The following is a 19,202-nucleotide window of genomic DNA, read 5'->3' as shown; positions in this document are numbered from 1 at the left end:
CCTCAGGCGCTCCGCAGGTCCATCTCGTTCACGTCGGAGGGGACCCGGAGCGTTGGTTGTGTCTTCTCCTGCACCTCGCGGGCGCTCACGCCGGGCGCGAGCTCGCGCAGCACGAGCCCCTCGGGCGTCACATCGAGCACGGCGAGATCGGTGATGATCCGGTGGACGACGCCCCGCCCGGTGAGGGGCAGCGCGCACTCGTTCAGGATCTTCGGCGCGCCGTTCTTCGCCGCGTGATCCATGATCACGACGACGCGCTTCGCGCTCACCACGAGATCCATCGCCCCGCCCATCCCCTTCACCATCTTGCCGGGGATCATCCAGTTGGCGAGATCGCCCTTCTCGGAGACCTCCATGGCCCCGAGGATCGCGAGATCGATGTGGCCGCCCCGGATCTGCGCGAACGACTCGGCGCTCGAGAAGATCGCGGAGCCGGCGAGCATCGTCACGGTCTCCTTGCCGGCGTTGATGAGATCCGGGTCCTCCGCGCCCTCGATCGGGTACGGGCCGATGCCGAGCAGCCCGTTCTCGCTCTGGAGCACCACCTCGATCCCCGCGGGGATGTAGTTGGCGACGAGCGTCGGCATCCCGATGCCGAGGTTGACGTAGTAGCCGTCCTTGAGCTCCAGCGCGGCGCGCTGCGCGATCTGTTCCCGCGTGAGTCCCATCGTGTCCCCTGTCCCCGCGCCGCCTAGGCGGCCGGCGCCTTGCGCACCGTCCGCCGCTCGATCCGCTTCTCGAAGCGCTCGCCCTGGAAGATCCGGTGCACGAAGATCCCGGGCGTGTGGATGTGGTCCGGGTCGAGCGAGCCGACGTCGACGAGCTCCTCCACCTCGGCGATCGTCACCTTCGCGGCCATCGCCATCATCGGGTTGAAGTTCATGGCGGTGTGGCGGTAGACGAGGTTGCCGAACCGGTCGCCCTTCCAGGCCTTCACGAGCGCGTAGTCGCCGCGGATGGCGGGCTCGAGCACGTAGTCGCGGCCGTCGAACTTTCGCACTTCCTTCTTCTCGGAGTACCGCTTCACCGCGCCGTCCGGGCCATAGAGCACGGGCAGCCCGCCCTCGCTGATGGCCGTGCCCGCCCCGGTCGGCGTGTAGAACGCGGGGATCCCGGCCCCTCCGGCGCGGATGCGCTCGGCCAGCGTGCCCTGCGGCGTGAGCTCGACCTCGAGCTCGCCGCTCAGGTACTGGCGCTCGAACTCCTTGTTCTCGCCAACGTACGACGAGATCATCTTCCGGATCTGCCGGTTCTGAAGGAGGATCCCGAGGCCGAAGGTGTCGACTCCGCAGTTGTTGGACACGACCACGAGATCCTTCGTGCCGAGCTGCCGGAGCGCAGCGATGCAGTTCTCCGGAATGCCGCAGAGGCCGAAGCCGCCCGAGAGGACCGTGGCGCCGCCAGGGATGTCCCTCACGGCATCCAGCGCGCTCTTGTAGACCTTGTCCATGGCCGACCGAGAGGTAGCCCAACTGGCCGCGAGGCAAAAGCCTCCGCTGCCACCGCGACATGCCGTGGCGCCGGCGCCGCAGCGCGGCACAGGGGCCGGGCGGCGCCGGCCGCGGCGCGGCGTCACGAGGTGATCCGCGCTTCTCGGCCGCTCTACCGGCGGGCGACGGGAACCTCGCGTGTGTCCGGGGTGCATGCGGCGCTCGTGCCATGCGGCGCCGGCTTCTTGGCCCGGCCCGCCGAAACCCCGTAACGGACCGGTGTGCCTCGACCGCTCTCCGTGCTGTTCACGATCCTGGCGCTCTCCCTGTCCGGCTCCCAGACGGCCGCCGCGGCGCCGGATGCGCCGGCGCGCTCGCACGCGCGCCCCACCGCGGAAGCAAAGCCGCGGGACGCCGCTGCAGCCAAGGCGCGCGGGGCGACGAAGCGCGCGCCGCGCGCGCGGCTCGCGAAGGACGAGAGCAAGGGCCACCGCCCCCGCGCCGGCGACGCGGGCCCGCGATCGTCGGGGCCGGCCAGGGAGAAGGCCGCGCCCAAGGCGCCCGCCTCGTCGGTCGGCCATCCCAACGAAGGGCGCCTCGAGGGCGGCGTGCGGCTCGACACCTCGCGCAAGGACATCCGCGTCGTGCCCGCCTATGCCCGCGCCGACGTCCGCTGGGGTCTACCGGCGCTCGTCGGCATGATCGAGCGCTCGGCGCGCGGCGTGGCCAAGCGCTTCCCGGGCGCCGTGCTCGACGTCGGCGACCTGTCGCGCCAGCGCGGCGGCGAGGTCCACCGCCACAACTCCCACGAGAGCGGCCGCGACGTCGACCTCGGCTTCTACGCGCTCGACGCGCGCGGCAAGCAGGTCCACGCGCCGATCTTCCTCCGGTTCGACGCCCGGCTCGCCTCGACCAACGTGCCCGGGGCCCGCTTCGACCTGCCGCGCAACTGGCTGCTCGTCCAGCACCTGCTCACCGATCCTCGCGCCCGCGTGAGCCACATCTTCATCTCCGATCCGCTCCGGTCCGCGCTGATCGCCCACGCCAAGCGGATCGGCGTCTCCCGCGCGCTGATCGTCCGCGCGCAGCTCGCGATGATGCAGCCCACGGGCGCCGAGTCGCACGACGACCACATGCACGTGCGCATCTCCTGCCCCGCGGCCATGCGCGGCAGCTGCATCGAGCTCGCGAAGAACGCCCCCTCCCGCGCCCGCGCCCGCGCGCGCACGGCAAGGAAGACGGACAGGGCGCTCCGGACTCCGCCGCCGCCCGCGCGCGCGGAGGCCGCGCGCCCGCCGAAGGCCGCCGCGGCGCCCGCGCCGGAGCGGCCCCGCGCCGACCGGCGCGACCCGGCGCAGCCCTCGCGCCGCGACGACAAGCGACCTGAACGGGAAGCGCGCCGCGCTGCCCCGCATGCCGCCGCGGACGACAAGGCGCTGCCGCTCGCCGCCACGCGTGCGGCGGCACAGCAGCCCATGGGCGGCCTCGATCTGTCGTTCCTGCGTCCCGCTGCGTCCGAGGCGGAGATCGAGGCAGATTCGGACGGCGCCGACGCGAGCGGCGCGCTCGACGACAGCGGAGCGCTCAAGATCACGGACTGATCCGCCGCGCGCCGTTCACTACAAAAAAGCGGCAAAAGAGCCGGTAACGCGACGCATCGCAGGAAGTTCCGCAATCTCCGACCGGGGCGCCATCGCGCCTGGACCCCGAGAGAAGACCTCGGGCAGACTGGGGCGGAGCAAAGGGGTGTTCATGCCGCAAGAGGACTCCCACGCCTCGATTCCCACGCTGCCGTCCGCGGCATCGCTCGTCGCCGGCGATCACGAGCGCCGCGCGCTGCTCGCGGCGCTCACGTTCGTCGGCAGGCCTCCCCGGAGCGCGGCGGCGCTCGCGATCTGGTTCGAGAAGCACCTCGTGGCAGCCGGGAGGATGCAGCGACCGGGCTACGTGACCGAGGGCTTCTCCAAGCAGGTGGCGCTCGGCCCTCAGGCCCCGGCGGCCCCGGATGTGTTCGAGATCGAGCAGCTCGTCGACGCGGCGCGGCTCCGGGTGCTCGCCTCGCTTCGCGCCTTCGTGCCGCCCGCCGCGGACGATCGCTTCCTCGCGGCGGCCATCGACAGCGGGCGCGTGCGCCGCGACGGAGGCCTCGGGCCGTGGGAGCCGTGCCCGCGCGAGGAAGACCTGCTCAGCGACATCGTCCTCAGCCTCTTCGCCGCGGACATCCTCAACTTCCGCGAGTTCCACGACGCCTATCTCTGCGTCTGCAAGACCTGCTTTCGCATCGACTTCGACCCGAGCCAGGCCGGTCGCACCGGCTGCCCCGAGCACGAGCCGACCGTCACGGTCAACGTGATGCGCCGCAGCCGGCCGTCGCTCTGACGCGTCACCCTGAGGCTCAGAGGCAGCCGAGGCGGCACTTGGACGCCTGCTCCAGACAATCCGACAGGCAGCCCTGGTAACGCTGGTACTGCGTGCTCTGCGTGGGCTCTTTACCGCACTGCGTCGCCCTGCACGCCTGGTGTCGCCGCTCGCACGCCCCGACGCACCCGGCATTGCCGCCGGCGGGCGCAGGGCCGGTCGCGGCCGCCGCACGCGGCCCCGCCCCTGGAGACGCCGGCAGCGCGCCCGGCGCCTGTGCGGCAGGCGGATCGCTCCGCTGCGCCGGCGTCGCCCGGTGCCCCGCCGAGGCGGGCGACGGCCCGCAGCGCTCGAAGGCGCGGCGCATCACGTCCTCCGCCGAGCCAGGCGGGATCTCGCACGCCCGCGCCAGGCTCTCGATCCCGTGGTCGATCGCGGCGGCTGCGCGTGACGCGACCCCGTCCGGCCGCGCCGCTGGCGGTGGCGCGCCCTTCTGCGCGGCGCTCGCGGACGCGGCGCTCCCGCGCGCCGCGTCGTCGCCCGGCGCGCTCGACGCCCTGCCGATGAGGAAGGCCACGATGAGGCTGGCCGCCACGAGCCCCAGGGCGGTGAGCGCGAGCCGCGAGTCGATGCGGCGCGGCCGGCGCGCCGGCGCGCCGGCGGGCGGGGAGCCGGCCGGGAGCTGCGCCGGCCCCGCGGCGCCGGGCGGCCGCGCATTCGCGGGCTGCGGCCCGGTGACGTTCGGTGTCCGCGGGGTAGGCGTGATCGCCGGCGGCGCCAGCGTCGCGACCTCCAGGGGAGGTGATGGGACCACCATCGGCGAGAGGTTCGGCAGCGGCGCCGGCCTGGGGATGTCGGTGTGCGCCGGTTCGCTCGACGCGGCGGACGGCACCGTCGGCGTGTCGGGCCACTCCACGAGCGGCCTCGCGACGCGGAGGCGCTCGACGAGCGGCCCGAGCTCGCGCCGCTGCTCGAAGCGCCGGACGAGCTCGTGCGCCGCTGCCTGGATCCCCCGCTCCCAGGGGATGTCCGGCACGCCGAGCTCCTCCGCGAAGCGGCGCAGCTCGGCCAGGCTGAAGCAAGCCGAGATGCGCCCGCGGATCTCCGCGGCGCTGCGCGCCGTGCTCACCGACGTCCCCGTGCCCTCGCCGTCCACGCCCGGCAGCTTACCGCACACGCCACCGAAGCCGAACCTGGTATAGGCTCCGGACATCGTGTCCGGCGCTGCGGCACCCGGGGACGTGGAGGCCAGGAGATGAGCCGAGAGGACAGTGCAATTGGCGCGGCGCCGCCCGCCCTCGCGCCGCTGATCGGGCGCGAGGCGGAGCTGTCGGCGCTGGCCCGCGCGCTCGACGCGGTGGAGCAGGAGCGCTCCACGCGGACCGTGACGCTCGTCGGCCCGCCGGGCATCGGCAAGAGCAGGCTCGTGCGCGAGCTCCTCGAGCGGCGGCGCCAGGGCTCCGCCGCGCTGCGCGTCACCTCGGGCAGCGCCGGCGACATGGCGTCCGCGTACGGCGTCTTCACGCGGCTCCTGCGCGCCCGCTTCGGCCTCTCCGACGGCATGGACAAGGACGCGGCCCGCGCCGAGGTCCGCTCGCAGGTCGCGCACGTGATGGGCGACCGCAAGGTCGGCGACGTCATCTACTTCCTCGGCCAGTTCATCGGGCTCGCGTTCGGCGACAGCCCGCTCACCCGCGCGGTGCAGGACGATCCCGCGCAGGCCGACCTCATCCGCCGCGCCGTCCTGAAGGCGTTCCTCGAGGCGGACGCCGTCCACGGCCCCCTGTGCCTCATCTTCGAGGACCTCCACGCGGCCCACGACGACTCCCTCGCGCTCCTGCGCTACCTCATCGAGTACCTCACGGGCCCGGTCCTGATCGTCTGCGCCGCCCGCCCGGAGCTGCTCACCCGCCAGGACGACTGGGGCAAGGTCGGCGACCGGCGCCACGCGCTCCTCGAGCTCACGCCGCTCGGCGAGGCCGCCGCGGCGGAGATGGCGAGGGCGCTGCTCGCGCCCTGCGCGCCGCGCGGGAGCGACGATATCGTCATCATCGACGTCGTCGACGTCGACGACGTCGTCGACGTTAGGCGCGCCGAGCCGCACTCCCAGCCGGGCGTACCGTCGGAGCTCGTCGAGGCGGCCTGCTCCTTCGCGAACGGCAACCCGGCGCTGCTCGAGCAGATGGTCGCCATCTGCCACGAGCAGGGCGTGATCGAGGAGCTCTCGCCCGACTCCGCGGGCGGGCCGCGCTGGCGCGTGCACCTCGGGAAGCTGTCGACGGCGCGCCTGCCGATGACGGTCGAGGACGCCGTGAACGTCCGCCTCGCCGCGCTCGATCACGACGGCCGGCAGCTGCTCGAGCAGGCCGCGACGATCGGCCCTGTGTTCTGGAGCGGCGCGCTGTTCGTCCTCGGCAGGGCCGGCAGCCAGGCCCCGGACCTGTGGGGGGAGGAGCAGAGCGACAAGGATCTCGACCGGATCAACGCCGCGCTGCGCTCGCTGTGCGACCGCGGCTACCTGCGCAAGCAGAGCGAGTCGAGCTTCGCGGGCTCGGACGAGTACGTGTTCGTGCACGCCAAGGAGCGCGAGGCGCTCCAGAAGCGGATGAGCGCCGCGGCCCAGCGGCGGTACCACCACGCGATCGCCGAGTGGCTGGAGCAGCAGGTGGCGGTGCGCGCGAGCGAGGAGCTCCTCGCCGAGCTCGCGACGCACCGCGAGCGCATCGGCGACGCGGTGCGGGCGGGGCTCTCGCTGCTCGACGCCGGGGACGTGGCGCGCGGGCGCTACTCGAACGCGAAGGCGGCGGAGTACTACGCGCGCGGGCTCTCGCTGCTCGGCGACGCGCACGTCGCGCGGCGCATCGACGCGCTCCACGACTACGGCGACGTCCTCCAGCTCGCCGGGCGCATCGACGACGCGCTCGCCGCGTTCCGCGAGATGCTGACGCTCGCCTACCGGCTCGACAACCGGCGCAAGGGCGGGGCCGCGCACAACCGCATCGGGCGGCTCTACCGCGACAGCGGCTCGCTCGACGAGGCCGGCAAGCACCTCACGACAGCGCTCCGCCTCTTCGAGGGCGCGCGGGACGAGCGGGGGATCGCCTCGACGATCGACGACATCGGCAAGCTGCACTGGCTCCGGGGCGAGTACCAGGAGGCGCTGAAATGGCTGCGCGACGCGCTCGCCCGCCGCGAGCGGATGGGGGATCGCCGCTCGATCGCGCTGTCGCTGAACAACCTCGGCCTCGCCCTGCAGGACTCGGGCGAGTTCAAGCAGGCGCTCAACACGTTCGAGCGGTCGCTCGCGATCCGGCGCGAGATCTCGGACCTGCTCGGCGTCGTGATGAGCCTGAACAACCTGGGCATGATCGCGCAGGACCAGCGCGATCACCGCCACGCCCTCGAGCTCTTCGAGGAGGCGCTGGAGGTGGCGCGGCAGGTCGGCGATCGCAACCGGACGGCGCTGATCCTGACGAACATCGGCGGGACGCTCTACCGGAGCGGCGATCCCGACGAGGCGGTGCGCGTGCTGCAGCAGGCCGAGGAGCTCTGCGACGAGCTCGGCGACCGGCTCGGCCTGGCCGAGGCGCGGCGCGCCCTCGGGAAGGCCTACATGCTCCGGGGCGATCTGGAGAAGGCGCGCGACTCGATCAGCCGGGCGGTGGACCTGTTCGCCTCGGTCCGGAGCAAGGTGCACCTCGGCATCGCGCTCCGGACGCTCGGCGAGATCACGGCGGCGGGCGGCTGGGGCAGCGCGCACACGAAGAGCGCGCGCGCCTATTTCGCGCGCTCGGTGAGCATCTTCGAGGAGACGGGGAACGAGCTCGAGCTCGCGCGCACGTTCCAGGCCTACGCGCGGTTCCTGACGACCGATCGCAGCTTCGTGGCGAACATGGCGGCCCGGCGCGAGGCGGTGGCGATGAACGAGAAGGCCGAGGCGATCTTCGCGCGGCTGAAGGTCACGTCGGTGCGCCTGGAGGACGAGCCCACGCTCCCGACGGGCCCGCCGGGCCAGTCGGTCCCCACGAAGTCGTCGGTCAGCGCGAGCCCTGGCCGCTCGCAGGCCCCCGAAGAGCCGTCGTTCCCGAGCCCGGGCAGGGCCTCGACCTCCAGCTGAGGCCGGGCGGCCCGGGCGGGCCGGCGTGCTCTCGCGCGGGGGGGCGCCCGTGATACGCATGCCGGGTGATGAAGGCCCCGCACGAGAAGCGCGTCTCCGAGTCGGTCACGACGATGACCGAGTACGTCCTGCCAACGCACGCGAACGCGCTCGGCTCGATCTTCGGCGGGCAGGTGCTCGCGTGGATCGACCTGTGCGCCGCTATCTGCGCGCAGCGGCACACAGGCAGCGCGGTCGTCACCGCAGGCATCGACGACCTCTCGTTCGATCATGGGATCAAGGTCGGTCAGGTCGTCCGCCTGGCCGCGCGGGTGACGGCGACCTTCCGCACGTCGCTCGAGATCCTCGTGTCGGTCGAGGGGGAGGACGCGATGACGGGCGCCATCTGGCCCATGGTCACGGCCTTCGTGACGTTCGTGGCCGTCGACGCGTCGCTCAGGCCGACCTCGGTGCCGCCGATCCTCCTCGAGACGGACGACGATCGCCGCCTCGCCGAGGCCGCGGCGGAGCGGCGCGCGCGGCGGCTCTCGCGGCGCGGGGGCGGCCGCGGCGCGTGAGCGTGATCGCCGCGCGCTACTTCTTCTTGAACCGGTCGGGATTCCCGAGGAACTCGAAGTGCATCGTGTCCTCGAGGTCGTCGTGGCCGAGCCAGTCGAAGCCATAGCGCTCGAACGCCTTGATCCAGCAGCGGGACAGGGCCGTGCGCTCGTAGGCAGTGCGCTTCTTCTCCTGGCACAGCGGGCTCGTGGGCCACGGGTCGACGCAGCCGCAGCACGGGTTCCGGTCGGGATCGATGTCGATGGCGATACCGAAGAGGTGGTTCGAGATCTCGGCGCCGCGGTAGCTGTTCGCCGTGCGGAACCCGCCGACCGCGCGCGGCGTGTAGCGGCGGGACTTTCGGGTGCACGTCGAGCGGATCCGCTTCTCGACGCAGTGGAGCGCGGGCGCGATCTTCTCGTGGATGGAGAGCGGGAGGCCCATGAACTTCACGGTCGTCGCCTGGGAGTGGGCGCTCTCGGCGTTGTGGCGCCGCGTCTCCTCGGTCTCGACGTGGCCGTAGTGCTCGGCGAGGTAGCGGACCGCCTTGGCGTGCTTCTTCGGGTTGAGCATCCCCTTCTGGACGAAGGTGCGCCGCTTCAGGAACTTCTGCGGGCTCTGGACGCGGCACTCGTAGCGCTTCGCCTTCTTTCCCCGGGCCGGCTCCTTGGCTTCCGCGACGGGCCCGCCGCCGAGCCCCAAGGGGCCGGCCGCGAGCAGGGCGATCGCTGCTGCCACGAGCAGGTGCACCCGTGTCCGTCCGTTCGCGTTCACGGCCGGAGGTTAAGCAGGCCGCGTCAGGCGCGGCAAGGACTTGCCGTAAAAGCCTGTCAGGAGAAGCACCGTCAGGGGTACGAGCGCACTCTTGCGGCGGGCGGCGCCCCGTCGCTCGCGATCGCACGGTCGGTGTCGACTCATGGGGTGAGCTGCGGCGAGCTCATGAGGTGAGCCGCGGCGAGCTCATGGAGAGGCCCAGGGCGAGCAGATCTCCACGAGGACGCCGTTCAGATCGCGCACGTAGGAGACGCGCTGGCCCCACGGCTTGTCGTGGGGTTCCGACACGGGGGCTGCGCCGGCCTTCACGGCGCGCGCGAACGCCGCGTCGACGTCCTCGCTGGTGACGATGATCTCGAACCCGGCGGGGCGCTCGCCCGGCCTGTTCTTCGCGAGCTCCGGGAGGCCCTTCTGGGCGAAGTCCTCCTGAACGAACCCGAGCGGCACCCTGCCCTTCAGCTCGCAGTATTCGTTGTCGCTGGAGACGAAGCTGCGCTCGAAGCCGAACGCGCGCTCGTAGAACGCCGCGGCCTCCACCGCGTCGGGCACATAGACGATCACGCCACCCAGTCCTGTGTTCATGAGGTCCTCCTCGGGGGTCCTGCCCCACGCGCCGGCATCCTAGGGCGGCGCTGCTGACAGCGTCCGGTCAGCAGCCTCGCTCGATGGACGGCGCGAGCGAGGCGCGGAGCTCTCGCGCATGAACCCCTCACCACGCTTCGATGGATGGCAGAGCGCGACGCCTGGTCGAACCAGAGGCTGCCCACGCTCGACGCCGAAGTGCGGCTTCTGCGCGGCGCGGTGCGGCTTCTGCGCGGCGAAGTGCGGCTTCTGCACGCGTCCCACGTCCAGGTCGAGCGCGTGGGGAGCGCGCAGGTCCACCTCGACGCCCACCCGGTTCATCGTGGGCAGGCGCACGCGATGCTCGCCGCTGCTCGACGGTTCTTCAGGGCCGAGGTGCGTCCGTGGCGAGCGCGGAGCTCTCCGCGAGCTCGGCGCTCCCGGTGCGTCAAGGCGAGCCTCACGGCGCGTCGAGGCGAGTTTCGGGGCGTATCGATGCGAATCTCAAGGCACATCGAGGCGAGCCTCGAGGCATATTGACGCGGGCCTCACGGCGCGTTGACGCGGTGTTCCTTCCGCTCGGGGCGCTGGCGGGTGTGTGCCGCAGCAAACGCGTGGAGCGGCCTGAGCGAAGATGAACACCGTCCCGGTTGTCTCCGCGCGGTTGCACCGCTGAACCAGCGTTTCATCCATGCAAGGGAAATCTGGCATGAACCCCTTGTTCACGCGGTGACTCGTTCAGTGAGCGGTCGGCATGGCCGTTGCTAGGTGGATCGTGTGCCCTTCGCTGCGGTGGTTGCCGCAAGCGGCCTTTGTGTTGAGTCTTTTTTTTGCGGCGAGCTCCCTATGAAAGAGGTCCGCAGCGACCAGCGCCGGCAAGCGAACGAGACGCCCATCCCCAAGAGCGGTGTCATGCGCGCCGTGACCCGAAGCGTCGCGCCGCCGAGCGCACCGTCCACGGAGGGGCTGCTTGTCGGGCCGAACGGAGCTTCGTTCGAGGTGCGTCCTTCCGATCCGCTCCTCGGCAACATCGACATCGACGCCGTGGTGGCGGGGGTCCCCGAGTCCTACGCGATGAAGGGGATGTTCTTCAACGCGCTGGCGGCGACGCTCGGGGAGCGTTTCGCGCAGGTGGTGTCGACGCTGTCGAGCCCGCCGAGGGGCGGGCTCTACCTGCCGTTCTCGGACTATCCGACGCGCGACTTCTTGCGCCTCTACGACGCGGCTGCGCGGCTCTCGCACCCGAACCGGAGCTCGCGGGAAGGCTACCGTCGCCTCGCGCGGCAGCAGGTCGGGGCCTTCAGGGAAAGCGCGCTCGGCCGGATCACGATGCACCTGGCGACCGACCCGGGCGCCGCGCTGATGCGCTACACGGGCAGCCTTGGCGCGCTCGTGAAGGGGCCGCTGGCCAGGGCGCGGCAGCTGGGGCCGTCGGAGGTGCAGATCGACATCAGCAGCCACCGCGGTACGCTGGAGTACCCGCTGGGGAACTTCGAGGCGCTCGTCATGGGGTACGGCGCCAAGCCGACCATCTCGGTCGAGGTGCGGGGGGCGGAGACGCTTCAGTTCCTGGTGAGCTGGTAGGCCCCGAGCTGGTGCCCGCGCCGGCGGGAGGGTCCACGCGGCGGGGGCGGGTGGGCGCTCGGCCATCCGCCAAGACAGGGGGCGAGGCGCTTGCGCTGAGAACACCACCCGGCATGTCTCCCTTCGGGCCATGCCGGCTGGGACGTTATGGTGCGCGCCACTCAAGGCGCGCCTGAGACGTGGAGCCCGCTGCGACCTTATGGCACCTCGGTCGGTGCTCGACGCGCCCACCCGCCCCCGCCGCGTGGACCCTCCCGCCGGCGCTACGGTGGTGGGGGGAGGGGGAGCGAGGAGGCCCGACGTCGATGCGCGTCTTCCGGTAAGGCCGGTGCATCAGGGCGGGCAGTTCAAGATCTATCGAATCACGGCGAGTGGAGTCGGCTCGCGGGCGTCTCAACGGAATCGGCGACCATAAAGATCATCGTTTCGACACGAGCTGATCGAGAATCGATGTTGATCGAGGTCGCCTCTCGAGACGGGGAATGCTCGGCTGGATGAAAGCCGCATTCGCGCCGGGCAGGTGAATATCGGGCTGCTGCGTAAAATTGCGCTCGAACTCTCATCGAACGCGAGCGTCAAGCGAGCATGGGACACTGTCGATCGCGGTGGATGCGCCTTGGAATTGGCGGGTCCTCCACAAGAACCGCAGCTCTCCAGAGGTGGGCAGGTGCAAGATTCCTCTGGGGCTACAGTTTTGCCGCGGCTCGCCAGCGTCGCTCCGAGCAGCCTTGCGCTCGCGCCCTCGCTTTGCGAGCGTCGGAGCCGGGCGGCAGAGCCCATCCCGAGGACCACGCCAATGACGACCCATGAGATGGTGCTCTTCGTTTACGACAACCTCATGAAGGGCGAGGAGCAGCACGAATGGCTCGCGACAGCCCGCCCGCTCGGAGAGGCGACCACGACCCCCGAGTACGCGCTCGTCGATCTGGGCACGACCGGCGCCCTCGTCCAAGGCGGGCTCGTCGCCGTGACCGGCGAGCTCTACGCCATCGCGCCGGCCGCGCTCGCCGCGCTCGACGTCCACCGGGGACACCCGATCTTGCACCGGCGAGCCCCCATCCGCCTCGCCGGCGGGCGGGAAGCCCAGGCATACCTCCTCTCGATGGAGCAGGCGGCCGGGTGCCGGCGCGTCCGCGAGGGCGACTGGCGGAAGCGCCGCGGCGCGCCCGGCGCCGTGCGGGCCCGGGACAACAGCCCGCTCGTGAGCTGGGCAAAGCGCCGGTTCGACCCGCCCGCCCGATGAGAGCCACACACGCGAGCCCCCGCCCGCTCGGCCGCTCCGCTCGACCGGTACGTCAGCCCGTCCGCTCGAGCGGCACCTCCGCCAGCAGGTGCTAGGCCAAAGGCCTCGAGGGACGCGTGACGACGATCTCGGCGAACGACCAGCTCTCCGCCGCGAACGGAGAGCTCGCTCCCGCGGCCCAGCTGGCAGAGGCGGTCGTCGAGGCATGCGCTGCGCTCGCCGGGAAGCTCGGCCCGCAGCAGATCCACGACACCATCGTCCAGCAGGCGGTCCGGCTGCTCGGCGCCGACATCGCGCTCCTCCACGGGGCGCGCTCGCCGGCCGAGCGGGCGCTCCACGTCCGCCTGCTCGCCTCCTCCGGCCTGCCCGGCGCGCTCGCCGGCGCGCTCGACGATCTCACGAGCACCCCGTCCCTCGTCCTGCGCGCCGCAGAGAGCTGCCGCATCGAGCACACCGCGGCGGACGCGGCGGCCATCGAGCGCCTCTTCGACGTCCGCGCCATCGACGCCTGCCTGAGGCCGTGCTGGGTTCTGGCCGCGCCCCTGCTCGGCGCCGGGCGGCCGCTGGGCGTCCTCACCTGCGCCTTCGGCGGACGCAGCCCGCCCCCGCACGAGCTCATCCCGCGCGTCCAGGCGCTCGGCGCCCTCTTCGCCCTCGCCCTCGGGTCCGTCGAGCGCGAGGGCGAACAGCGAACCGAGCGCCACCACCGCGGGCTCGACGACGCTGGCGGCGCGAGCTCGCCGGCGCAGCAGCGCGCCGAGGCCCTCCTCCGGGACGCCCAGACCGCGCGCCGGGAGGCAGAGGACCGGCTCGCGGCGGAGCAGCAGTGGCTGCGCAGCATCATCGAGGACTTCCCCGTTGCCATCGCCGTCTTCGATGAGCGCGGACGACACTCGCTCGTCGCGAGCCGCCGCTGCAAGCAGCTCTGCGCCGGCCCTCACCCCCTCACGGCGTTCGGGGCCGCCCAGTACGCGCGCCTGTGCGAGCCGACCGGACGGCCGCTCTCGCACCACGAGATGCCCCTCGTCCGCGCGGCGCGCGGCGAGGGGACGATCTGCGCCGAGCTGTACCTCCAGCGGGCCGACGGGAGCACCATCCCCGTCGTGGTGAGCGCAGGCCCCGTACGCGACGACCAGGGTGAGATCCTCGGGGCCATCGCCAGCTACGAAGACGTCACCCATTTCATGGAGCGCGAGCGGCTCCGCGAGGAATGGCTCTCCATCGTGGCGCACGATCTCAAGCAGCCGCTCACCGCGATCGCCGCGTGCGCGGGCATGCTGTCGCGCCGATCCGAGGACGCCAGGATCCAGGCGTGGAGCGGGAAGATCCTCGCCAGCGTCCAGCGGCTCGAGCGGATGACCGGGGACCTGCTCGACGCCTCCAAGCTCGAGGCGCGGCGCTTCTCCCTCGAGCGGCGGCCGACCGATCTGCGCGCCCTCCTCCACGCCGCCGTCGAGCTCGCGGCTGCGGAGCGGCCGGACCGCGCCGTCGTGCTCACCGCCGACGAGGGCGTGCCGCCCGTCCACGCGGACGCGGCGCGCATGGACCAGGTGCTCGGAAACCTCCTCCTCAACGCCGCCAAGTACGGCGACCCCGACGCGCCGATCCGCGTGACGCTCTCTCTCCGCGACGCCGAGCTCGAGGTCGCCATCGAGAACCGCGGGCCCGGGATCTCCCCGGACGAGCTGCCGAGGCTGTTCCAGCGCTTCCAGCGGCTCTCGTCGGATCCATCGAGGAGCCGCCCGCCCGGCACGGGCCTCGGGCTCTACATCTGCAAGGGCATCGTCGAGGCGCACGGAGGCAGGATCTGGGCGCAGAGCGAGCCGGACGAGACGACGTCCTTCCACTTCACGCTCCCGCTCTCGCGCGGCGGCTGACCCCGCGGGCCACCGCGGCCTGCGCCGCGGCGAAGGCGCGAGATCAGCCGTGATGACGTCGCCCGCTCAGCCGTTCTTGATGCGGGCCACGATGGCGTCGGTGAGCGCCTTCGTGTCCGCCTTGCCGCCGAGATCGCGGGTGCGGACCCCGTCCTGGTTCAGCGCCCCGTCGATGCCGGCGCGCAGGCGGACGGCGAGCTCCCGGTGGCCCACGTGGTCGAGCATCATCGCGGCGGCGAGCATGAGCGCGATCGGGTTCGCCACGCCCTTGCCGGCGATGTCCGGCGCCGAGCCGTGCACCGCCTCGAAGATCGCGGCGTGCTGGCCGATGTTCGCCCCCGGCGCCATGCCGAGGCCGCCGATGAGGCCCGCGATCTCGTCCGAGAGGATGTCCCCGAAGAGGTTCGTCGTGACGATGACGTCGAACTGCCACGGGTTCAGCACGAGCTGCATCGCGCATGCGTCCACGATCCGCTCGTCGGTCGCCACGCGGCCCTCGTAGCCCTTGCTCACCTCGCGCGACGTCTCCAGGAAGAGGCCCGTGAGCGCCTTCATGATGTTCGCCTTGTGGACGATGGTGACCTTCTTGCGGCCGTGCTTCTCCGCGTAGTCGTAGGCGAACTCGGCAATGCGGCGCGAGCCGACCCGGGTGTTCACGCCGGAGCCGATCGCCACCGCGTGCTCGTCGCTGCCGATCGGGATGTAGTGCTCGAAGCCCACGTAGAGGCCCTCGAGGTTCTCCCGCACGAGCACGATGTCGATGTTCTCGAAGCGGCCGCCCGGGATCAGCGTCCGCGCGGGGCGCACGTTGGCGAACAGCTTGAACTCCTGCCGAAGGCGCACGTTGGACGAGCGGTACCCGCCGCCGATCGGCGTCTCGAGCGGCCCCTTGAGCGCGAGCTGCGTGCGGTGGATGCTGTCGAGCGTGGCCCGCGGCAGCGGGTCGCCCGCCTCCTTGACGCCGGCCATGCCGGCCACGCACGTCTCCCATTCAAAAGGCGCGCCGAGCGCGTCGAGGGCGCGCAGCGTCGCGTCCACGATCTCGGGGCCGATGCCGTCGCCAGGGATGAGGGTCGCAGGGTGCTTCTGTGAGGTCACGGGCTGTCTCTCGATCTCGGGGTGAATCGTCGCGTCGACGAGGAAAGGCGCACGCATAGCCGAGGTGCGCGCCGCGATCCACCTCGCCGGGAGCGGCGCCGCGCGCCGCCCGCCCGCAAGTCCCTTGAGGATCCCCGCCCCCGCCGCCATCATGACCCGGGTCCCATGATTTGCCCGCGCTGCCACCGCGCGTACACCGATCGCTCGTACGGCTTCTGCCCCGACGACGGCGCGCGCCTCGTCCAGTCGCTGTCGGCCGCGCCGCCGCCGGCGCAGCCGACGCGGCAGTTCGGCGCCGTCCTCGAGGATCGCTATGTGATCCAGGGCTTCATCGGCGCCGGCGGCATGTCGCGCGTGTACCTCGCGGCGGACAGCCGCACGAAGGAGCAGGTCGCGATCAAGATCCTGAACCGGAGCTTCGCCGCCGATCGGGGCCAGCGCGAGCGGTTCCTCCGCGAGCTCGAGGTGGCGGCCGAGCTCGGGCACCCCAACATCGTCCGGGTCCTCGACGCGGGCGAGCGCAAGGACGGGTCCCCGTTCATCGTGCTCGAGCTGCTCACCGGCGAGTCGCTCGGCGTCCTGCTCCGCCGCGAGGTGGCCGTGAGCGAGGCCGTCGCGCTCCCGCTGATACGGCAGGCGGCGTCGGCGCTCGCCTCGGCGCACGCGGCCGGCGTCATCCACCGCGACGTGAAGCCGGACAACCTGTTCCTCGTCCGCGCCGCGGGCGGCCCGCGCGTGCTCAAGATGATGGATTTCGGCTTCGCGAAGCTGAAGACGGGCCCCACCACCGCCGCCGGTCTCGTGCTGGGCACGGTCCCCTACATGGCCCCGGAGCAGGCCCTCGCCGATCCCATCGACGGCCGCACCGACATCTATGCCCTCGGCGTCACCATGTTCCGCATGCTCGCCGGCCAGCTGCCGTTCTCCTCGCCAGACGACGTGGTGGTCGTCGCCCAGCACGCCTGCACCCCGGCCCCCCGGCTCAGCTCGATCCGGCCCGGCATCGATCGGCGCCTCGAGGCGCTTGTCGCCACCGCGCTCCGCAAGGCCCCGGGGAACCGCTACGACTCGATGCAGTCGCTCCTGGAGGACGTCGAGCGCATCCTCGGCGTCCGCCCGGGCGAGCCGATCGGCGCGCCGCTCAGGACGACCCCGGACGTCTACGAGCCGGTGAACCGCGCTGCCCGGGAGGCGCTCAAGTTCCTGCGGCGCCAGCTGCCTTGAGCCGGCGGGCAGCCTTGAGCCGGCGGGCAGCCTTGAGCCGGTAGACAGCCTTGAGCCGGCAGGCAGCCTTGAGCCGATAGGCAGCCGCTCGCCCGGCGCGGCGCCTGGGCTCGCCGGCCCGTGGAGCTGCGCTGGTCACCGCGCGCCGAGATCCTCGATACGGTAGCCGTCCGGGTAGGTGCGGTTCCTCAGCCGAGTGAGCAGGCGCGGCGAGCGCCGGCGCGGCATGGCCCGCAAGAGCGGGCCGCGCGCGCGGAGCGCCGCCTGCACGAGGTTGCGCAGCCCGGGCGGAGGCCGCGGCAGCCCGACGGCGTCGAGCATGCGATCATCGATCATCGCATGGATGACCGGCGCCCCGAGCGGCCATAGCGCTCTCGGCAGCGCCCAGCCCAGCACGAGATCCCGCGTCGCGACGGCGAGCTTCCGGTTGTCCTCCGAGAACCGCAGGTGCTCCGCCTCGTAATCGAGGTTGAACCGCTCGAACGCCTCGTAGCTCGGCGGGATATCCTTGATGTTCATCAGCGTCCCGACCTGCTTCCAGTAGTGGTAGGCCGCGAGCTTCTCCTTGTCGAGCAGCGCGCGCCAGGCGAAGCGCTCGTTCCAGCGGATGGGCTCGAAGATGAACGTCGACAGCGTGTACAGGTACTCGTCGTTCGGGATGGCGTAACGCCCGTGCTGCCGGTTCATGCGCCGCAGCGCCGCCCGGCCGCGCTCGCTGTCGTATCCGTTCTCCAGCATCTCGGAGAGGATGAGGACGGTGTCGTCGTAGCGCTTCTGGGCGCGCTGGAGGAACTCCCCTGTCTGCACCAGGAGAGGTGTGCCCTTGGCGATCCCGAAGACACGGAACAGCGCGAGCTCGAGGGCGCGCTGCGTGTCCCACGGGAAATCATAGCACGTCGAGAGAAATGCGATCTCCTGATGATCCTCGACCGGATCCAGGTTTGCTTCGATATGGTCGCGGATCGCATAGCGCGATCGCGATTCGGGAGGGGCCCAGCGCATGGAAGATCTCCTGATGTGTATCCGCCCGATGACGCGTCCATTTCTATCATGCATCGCGCATCCAGGCGGAAACATCGCTGAACAGATGAAGACGTCGAGCGTGGCGAGCGTGGCGACACGAGGTGAGGTGCGGTCCACCGTGGCGCGCCGTGATGAGGAGGTGTGATGCGGCGGCGGGCCCGCGCCGGGCGAGCCGGCTGGCCAGGCTCCGCGCGGCGAGGCCGCGGGGAGGGCCGGGCAGCGCGGCACCGAGGCGCTCGATCAGCTCGGTCTCGCGCTCGGCTCTCGGACCCGCTTTCGCCCGCGCGGGCGCGTGCGCGGCCTGCGCGAAGGTGGCACGCTAGCGCCGTGCCGCCTGTCATCGACGACATGATCCAGGAGCTCCTTACACGCCATCGGTCGACCGGTCGGGTGGACCTCAACGACATCGCCGAAGTCGTCGACCGCCGGGCGGTCTCGTACGAGGAGGTCGAGTACATCATCGACCGGCTCGAGTCCGAGGGCCTCCGCGTCGCCGAGCCGCTCGATCGGGGCGATGTCGAGGTGCTCCGCGCCGTCCTCGCGAGCGCGAGGCGGCTCGCGACCGAGCTCGGGCGCACACCCACGATCGGCGAGATCGCGCTGACCTCGGGCCACGCCCCGCACACGGTGCGCCGGGCGCTGGAACAAGCGGGGCGTGCCAAGGCTTGTTGAACTTGTTGAAGAGGAGGCGCGCTGGCCGCGCAGGACGCAGCGCGGCAAACCACGGTGACGCGCGGGCACGACGAGGTGCGCGAGAGGTGGCAACCCGGGGCGAGAAACGCAGAAGCGGAACGGCGCCAAACAAAACGAAAGCGCTGCGCCGTTGAGTGAAGACCAGAGCTCTACATCAGTGTTACGATGGAGATGGAGGGGTGCTCTGTAGCCGTAGTCGATTGTTTCATCTACGCATCAGGGAAGGAAGGCTGGACCCGATGAACATCACGATCACGTTCCGCCATATGGTGGGTACCGACGCCGTGAAGAATTACGCCCATGAGAAGGTGGCCAAGCTCCAGAAGTTCCTTAGGCAGGCGATGACGGCGCAGGTCACCCTCTCCGTCGAGGGTCTGACGCACGTCGCCGACGTTCGCCTCTCCTCCGGCAGTCTAGCCTTCCATGCGACCGAGCGGGGTGAGGACATGTACGCGTCGATCGACATGGTCCACGACAAGCTCGAGCGGCAGATCCGGGATGGGAAGGGTCACACCATCGCGCGGAAGCGCGGCGGCACGAGCGCCGGCGAGTACGCCGTCGAGGTGGAGCGCGAGGCGGTGGCCGCGACGGGACGCACCCGATCCTGAGCCGCCGCGCGCGTCGCGCCTCGGCGACGCGCGACGCGCGAACCGGAGCGAGGGCAGCCGCGCCCGCCGGCGCGG

At 71.7% G+C, this 19,202-nt stretch carries 18 protein-coding genes; 10 read left to right on the top strand and 8 right to left on the bottom strand.

All coding sequences use genetic code 11. The features are described from left to right. Nucleotides 1–2: 2 nt before the first annotated feature. Both WMF22_RS31440 and WMF22_RS31435 read right to left on the bottom strand, forming a co-directional pair. Nucleotides 3–668: a CoA transferase subunit B gene (locus tag WMF22_RS31440; RefSeq protein ID WP_012238413.1), complete on the bottom strand. Its 666-nt coding sequence runs from the start codon at nucleotides 666–668 to the stop codon at nucleotides 3–5. A gap of 23 nt (nucleotides 669–691) precedes the next feature. Beyond that, nucleotides 692–1,450: a CoA transferase subunit A gene (locus WMF22_RS31435; RefSeq protein WP_438032169.1), complete on the bottom strand. Its 759-nt coding sequence runs from the start codon at nucleotides 1,448–1,450 to the stop codon at nucleotides 692–694. 261 nt (nucleotides 1,451–1,711) lie between these two features. Between WMF22_RS31435 and WMF22_RS31430 the strand changes: the two genes are divergently transcribed. Continuing rightward, nucleotides 1,712–3,031 (top strand): penicillin-insensitive murein endopeptidase, encoded by a 1,320-nt coding sequence (locus WMF22_RS31430; protein WP_438032168.1) that lies wholly within the window; start codon nucleotides 1,712–1,714, stop codon nucleotides 3,029–3,031. Between the two features lie 151 nt (nucleotides 3,032–3,182). Further along, nucleotides 3,183–3,809: a hypothetical protein gene (locus tag WMF22_RS31425; protein ID WP_437293685.1), complete on the top strand. Its 627-nt coding sequence runs from the start codon at nucleotides 3,183–3,185 to the stop codon at nucleotides 3,807–3,809. A gap of 16 nt (nucleotides 3,810–3,825) precedes the next feature. Here WMF22_RS31425 and WMF22_RS31420 read toward each other — a convergent pair whose 3' ends face one another. After that, a complete protein-coding gene (locus tag WMF22_RS31420; protein ID WP_437293684.1) occupies nucleotides 3,826–5,001 on the bottom strand; it encodes a hypothetical protein in 1,176 nt (391 codons plus the stop codon). Between the two features lie 42 nt (nucleotides 5,002–5,043). Between WMF22_RS31420 and WMF22_RS31415 the strand changes: the two genes are divergently transcribed. Continuing rightward, nucleotides 5,044–7,905, top strand: a complete 2,862-nt coding sequence (locus WMF22_RS31415; protein ID WP_437293683.1) for an ATP-binding protein — start codon at nucleotides 5,044–5,046, stop codon at nucleotides 7,903–7,905. A 68-nt stretch (nucleotides 7,906–7,973) separates the two neighbouring features. Further along, entirely contained in the window at nucleotides 7,974–8,462 is a 489-nt protein-coding gene (locus WMF22_RS31410; protein WP_437293682.1) for an acyl-CoA thioesterase, read from the top strand. Nucleotides 8,463–8,478: 16 nt separating this feature from the next. Here the strand turns inward: WMF22_RS31410 and WMF22_RS31405 are convergent, their stop codons facing one another. The 3 genes from WMF22_RS31405 to WMF22_RS31395 all read right to left on the bottom strand — a co-directional run bounded on the left by WMF22_RS31405 (nucleotide 8,479) and on the right by WMF22_RS31395 (nucleotide 10,134). Then, complete coding sequence (locus tag WMF22_RS31405) at nucleotides 8,479–9,216, bottom strand: M15 family metallopeptidase (RefSeq protein ID WP_438032167.1); 738 nt, start codon at nucleotides 9,214–9,216, stop codon at nucleotides 8,479–8,481. Between the two features lie 186 nt (nucleotides 9,217–9,402). Next, nucleotides 9,403–9,798 carry a VOC family protein gene (locus WMF22_RS31400; RefSeq protein WP_438032166.1) on the bottom strand — a complete coding sequence of 132 codons (396 nt, stop codon included), beginning with the start codon at nucleotides 9,796–9,798 and terminating at the stop codon, nucleotides 9,403–9,405. 39 nt (nucleotides 9,799–9,837) lie between these two features. After that, nucleotides 9,838–10,134 (bottom strand): hypothetical protein, encoded by a 297-nt coding sequence (locus tag WMF22_RS31395; RefSeq protein WP_438032165.1) that lies wholly within the window; start codon nucleotides 10,132–10,134, stop codon nucleotides 9,838–9,840. A gap of 489 nt (nucleotides 10,135–10,623) precedes the next feature. Here WMF22_RS31395 and WMF22_RS31390 point away from each other — a divergent pair, with 489 nt between their 5' ends. The 3 genes from WMF22_RS31390 (at nucleotide 10,624) to WMF22_RS31380 (ending at nucleotide 14,481) form a co-directional block, all read left to right on the top strand. Next, nucleotides 10,624–11,361, top strand: coding sequence for a DUF2378 family protein (locus WMF22_RS31390; RefSeq protein WP_438032164.1), 738 nt, complete (start codon nucleotides 10,624–10,626; stop codon nucleotides 11,359–11,361). A gap of 796 nt (nucleotides 11,362–12,157) precedes the next feature. After that, complete coding sequence (locus tag WMF22_RS31385; protein ID WP_438032163.1) at nucleotides 12,158–12,604, top strand: gamma-glutamylcyclotransferase family protein; 447 nt, start codon at nucleotides 12,158–12,160, stop codon at nucleotides 12,602–12,604. A 116-nt stretch (nucleotides 12,605–12,720) separates the two neighbouring features. After that, nucleotides 12,721–14,481 (top strand): ATP-binding protein, encoded by a 1,761-nt coding sequence (locus WMF22_RS31380; RefSeq protein WP_438032162.1) that lies wholly within the window; start codon nucleotides 12,721–12,723, stop codon nucleotides 14,479–14,481. Nucleotides 14,482–14,547: 66 nt separating this feature from the next. Here WMF22_RS31380 and WMF22_RS31375 read toward each other — a convergent pair whose 3' ends face one another. Beyond that, nucleotides 14,548–15,579, bottom strand: coding sequence for an isocitrate/isopropylmalate dehydrogenase family protein (locus tag WMF22_RS31375; RefSeq protein ID WP_438032161.1), 1,032 nt, complete (start codon nucleotides 15,577–15,579; stop codon nucleotides 14,548–14,550). 165 nt (nucleotides 15,580–15,744) lie between these two features. On the opposite strand from WMF22_RS31375, the gene WMF22_RS31370 reads away from it, so the two are divergent. Further along, nucleotides 15,745–16,803 carry a serine/threonine-protein kinase gene (locus tag WMF22_RS31370; protein WP_437293675.1) on the top strand — a complete coding sequence of 353 codons (1,059 nt, stop codon included), beginning with the start codon at nucleotides 15,745–15,747 and terminating at the stop codon, nucleotides 16,801–16,803. Nucleotides 16,804–16,938: 135 nt separating this feature from the next. Here WMF22_RS31370 and WMF22_RS31365 read toward each other — a convergent pair whose 3' ends face one another. Beyond that, on the bottom strand, nucleotides 16,939–17,805 hold the full coding sequence (locus tag WMF22_RS31365) for an oxygenase MpaB family protein (RefSeq protein ID WP_438032160.1): 867 nt from the start codon (nucleotides 17,803–17,805) through the stop codon (nucleotides 16,939–16,941). A 348-nt stretch (nucleotides 17,806–18,153) separates the two neighbouring features. Here WMF22_RS31365 and WMF22_RS31360 point away from each other — a divergent pair, with 348 nt between their 5' ends. Both WMF22_RS31360 and hpf read left to right on the top strand, forming a co-directional pair. Next, entirely contained in the window at nucleotides 18,154–18,498 is a 345-nt protein-coding gene (locus WMF22_RS31360; protein WP_437293672.1) for a sigma-70 domain-containing protein, read from the top strand. Between the two features lie 260 nt (nucleotides 18,499–18,758). Next, nucleotides 18,759–19,127 carry a ribosome hibernation-promoting factor, HPF/YfiA family gene (hpf, locus tag WMF22_RS31355; protein ID WP_012238397.1) on the top strand — a complete coding sequence of 123 codons (369 nt, stop codon included), beginning with the start codon at nucleotides 18,759–18,761 and terminating at the stop codon, nucleotides 19,125–19,127. The last annotated feature ends 75 nt before the right edge of the window (nucleotides 19,128–19,202 follow it).

Source organism: Sorangium sp. So ce204, from assembly GCF_051526795.1.
Lineage (GTDB): Bacteria > Myxococcota_A > Polyangia > Polyangiales > Polyangiaceae > Sorangium > Sorangium cellulosum_B.
This window is presented reverse-complemented; position numbering and strand designations above follow the sequence as displayed.

What these genes read in the sequence shown, in the direction of transcription:
- WMF22_RS31440 (WP_012238413.1), bottom strand. Translation starts at nt 668, where the DNA reads ATGGGACTCACGCGGGAACAGATCGCGCAGCGCGCCGCGCTGGAGCTC.
- WMF22_RS31435 (WP_438032169.1), bottom strand. Translation starts at nt 1,450, where the DNA reads ATGGACAAGGTCTACAAGAGCGCGCTGGATGCCGTGAGGGACATCCCT.
- WMF22_RS31425 (WP_437293685.1), top strand. Translation starts at nt 3,183, where the DNA reads ATGCCGCAAGAGGACTCCCACGCCTCGATTCCCACGCTGCCGTCCGCG.
- WMF22_RS31420 (WP_437293684.1), bottom strand. Translation starts at nt 5,001, where the DNA reads ATGTCCGGAGCCTATACCAGGTTCGGCTTCGGTGGCGTGTGCGGTAAG.
- WMF22_RS31415 (WP_437293683.1), top strand. Translation starts at nt 5,044, where the DNA reads ATGAGCCGAGAGGACAGTGCAATTGGCGCGGCGCCGCCCGCCCTCGCG.
- WMF22_RS31410 (WP_437293682.1), top strand. Translation starts at nt 7,974, where the DNA reads ATGAAGGCCCCGCACGAGAAGCGCGTCTCCGAGTCGGTCACGACGATG.
- WMF22_RS31400 (WP_438032166.1), bottom strand. Translation starts at nt 9,798, where the DNA reads ATGAACACAGGACTGGGTGGCGTGATCGTCTATGTGCCCGACGCGGTG.
- WMF22_RS31390 (WP_438032164.1), top strand. Translation starts at nt 10,624, where the DNA reads ATGAAAGAGGTCCGCAGCGACCAGCGCCGGCAAGCGAACGAGACGCCC.
- WMF22_RS31385 (WP_438032163.1), top strand. Translation starts at nt 12,158, where the DNA reads ATGACGACCCATGAGATGGTGCTCTTCGTTTACGACAACCTCATGAAG.
- WMF22_RS31370 (WP_437293675.1), top strand. Translation starts at nt 15,745, where the DNA reads ATGATTTGCCCGCGCTGCCACCGCGCGTACACCGATCGCTCGTACGGC.
- WMF22_RS31365 (WP_438032160.1), bottom strand. Translation starts at nt 17,805, where the DNA reads ATGCGCTGGGCCCCTCCCGAATCGCGATCGCGCTATGCGATCCGCGAC.
- hpf (WP_012238397.1), top strand. Translation starts at nt 18,759, where the DNA reads ATGAACATCACGATCACGTTCCGCCATATGGTGGGTACCGACGCCGTG.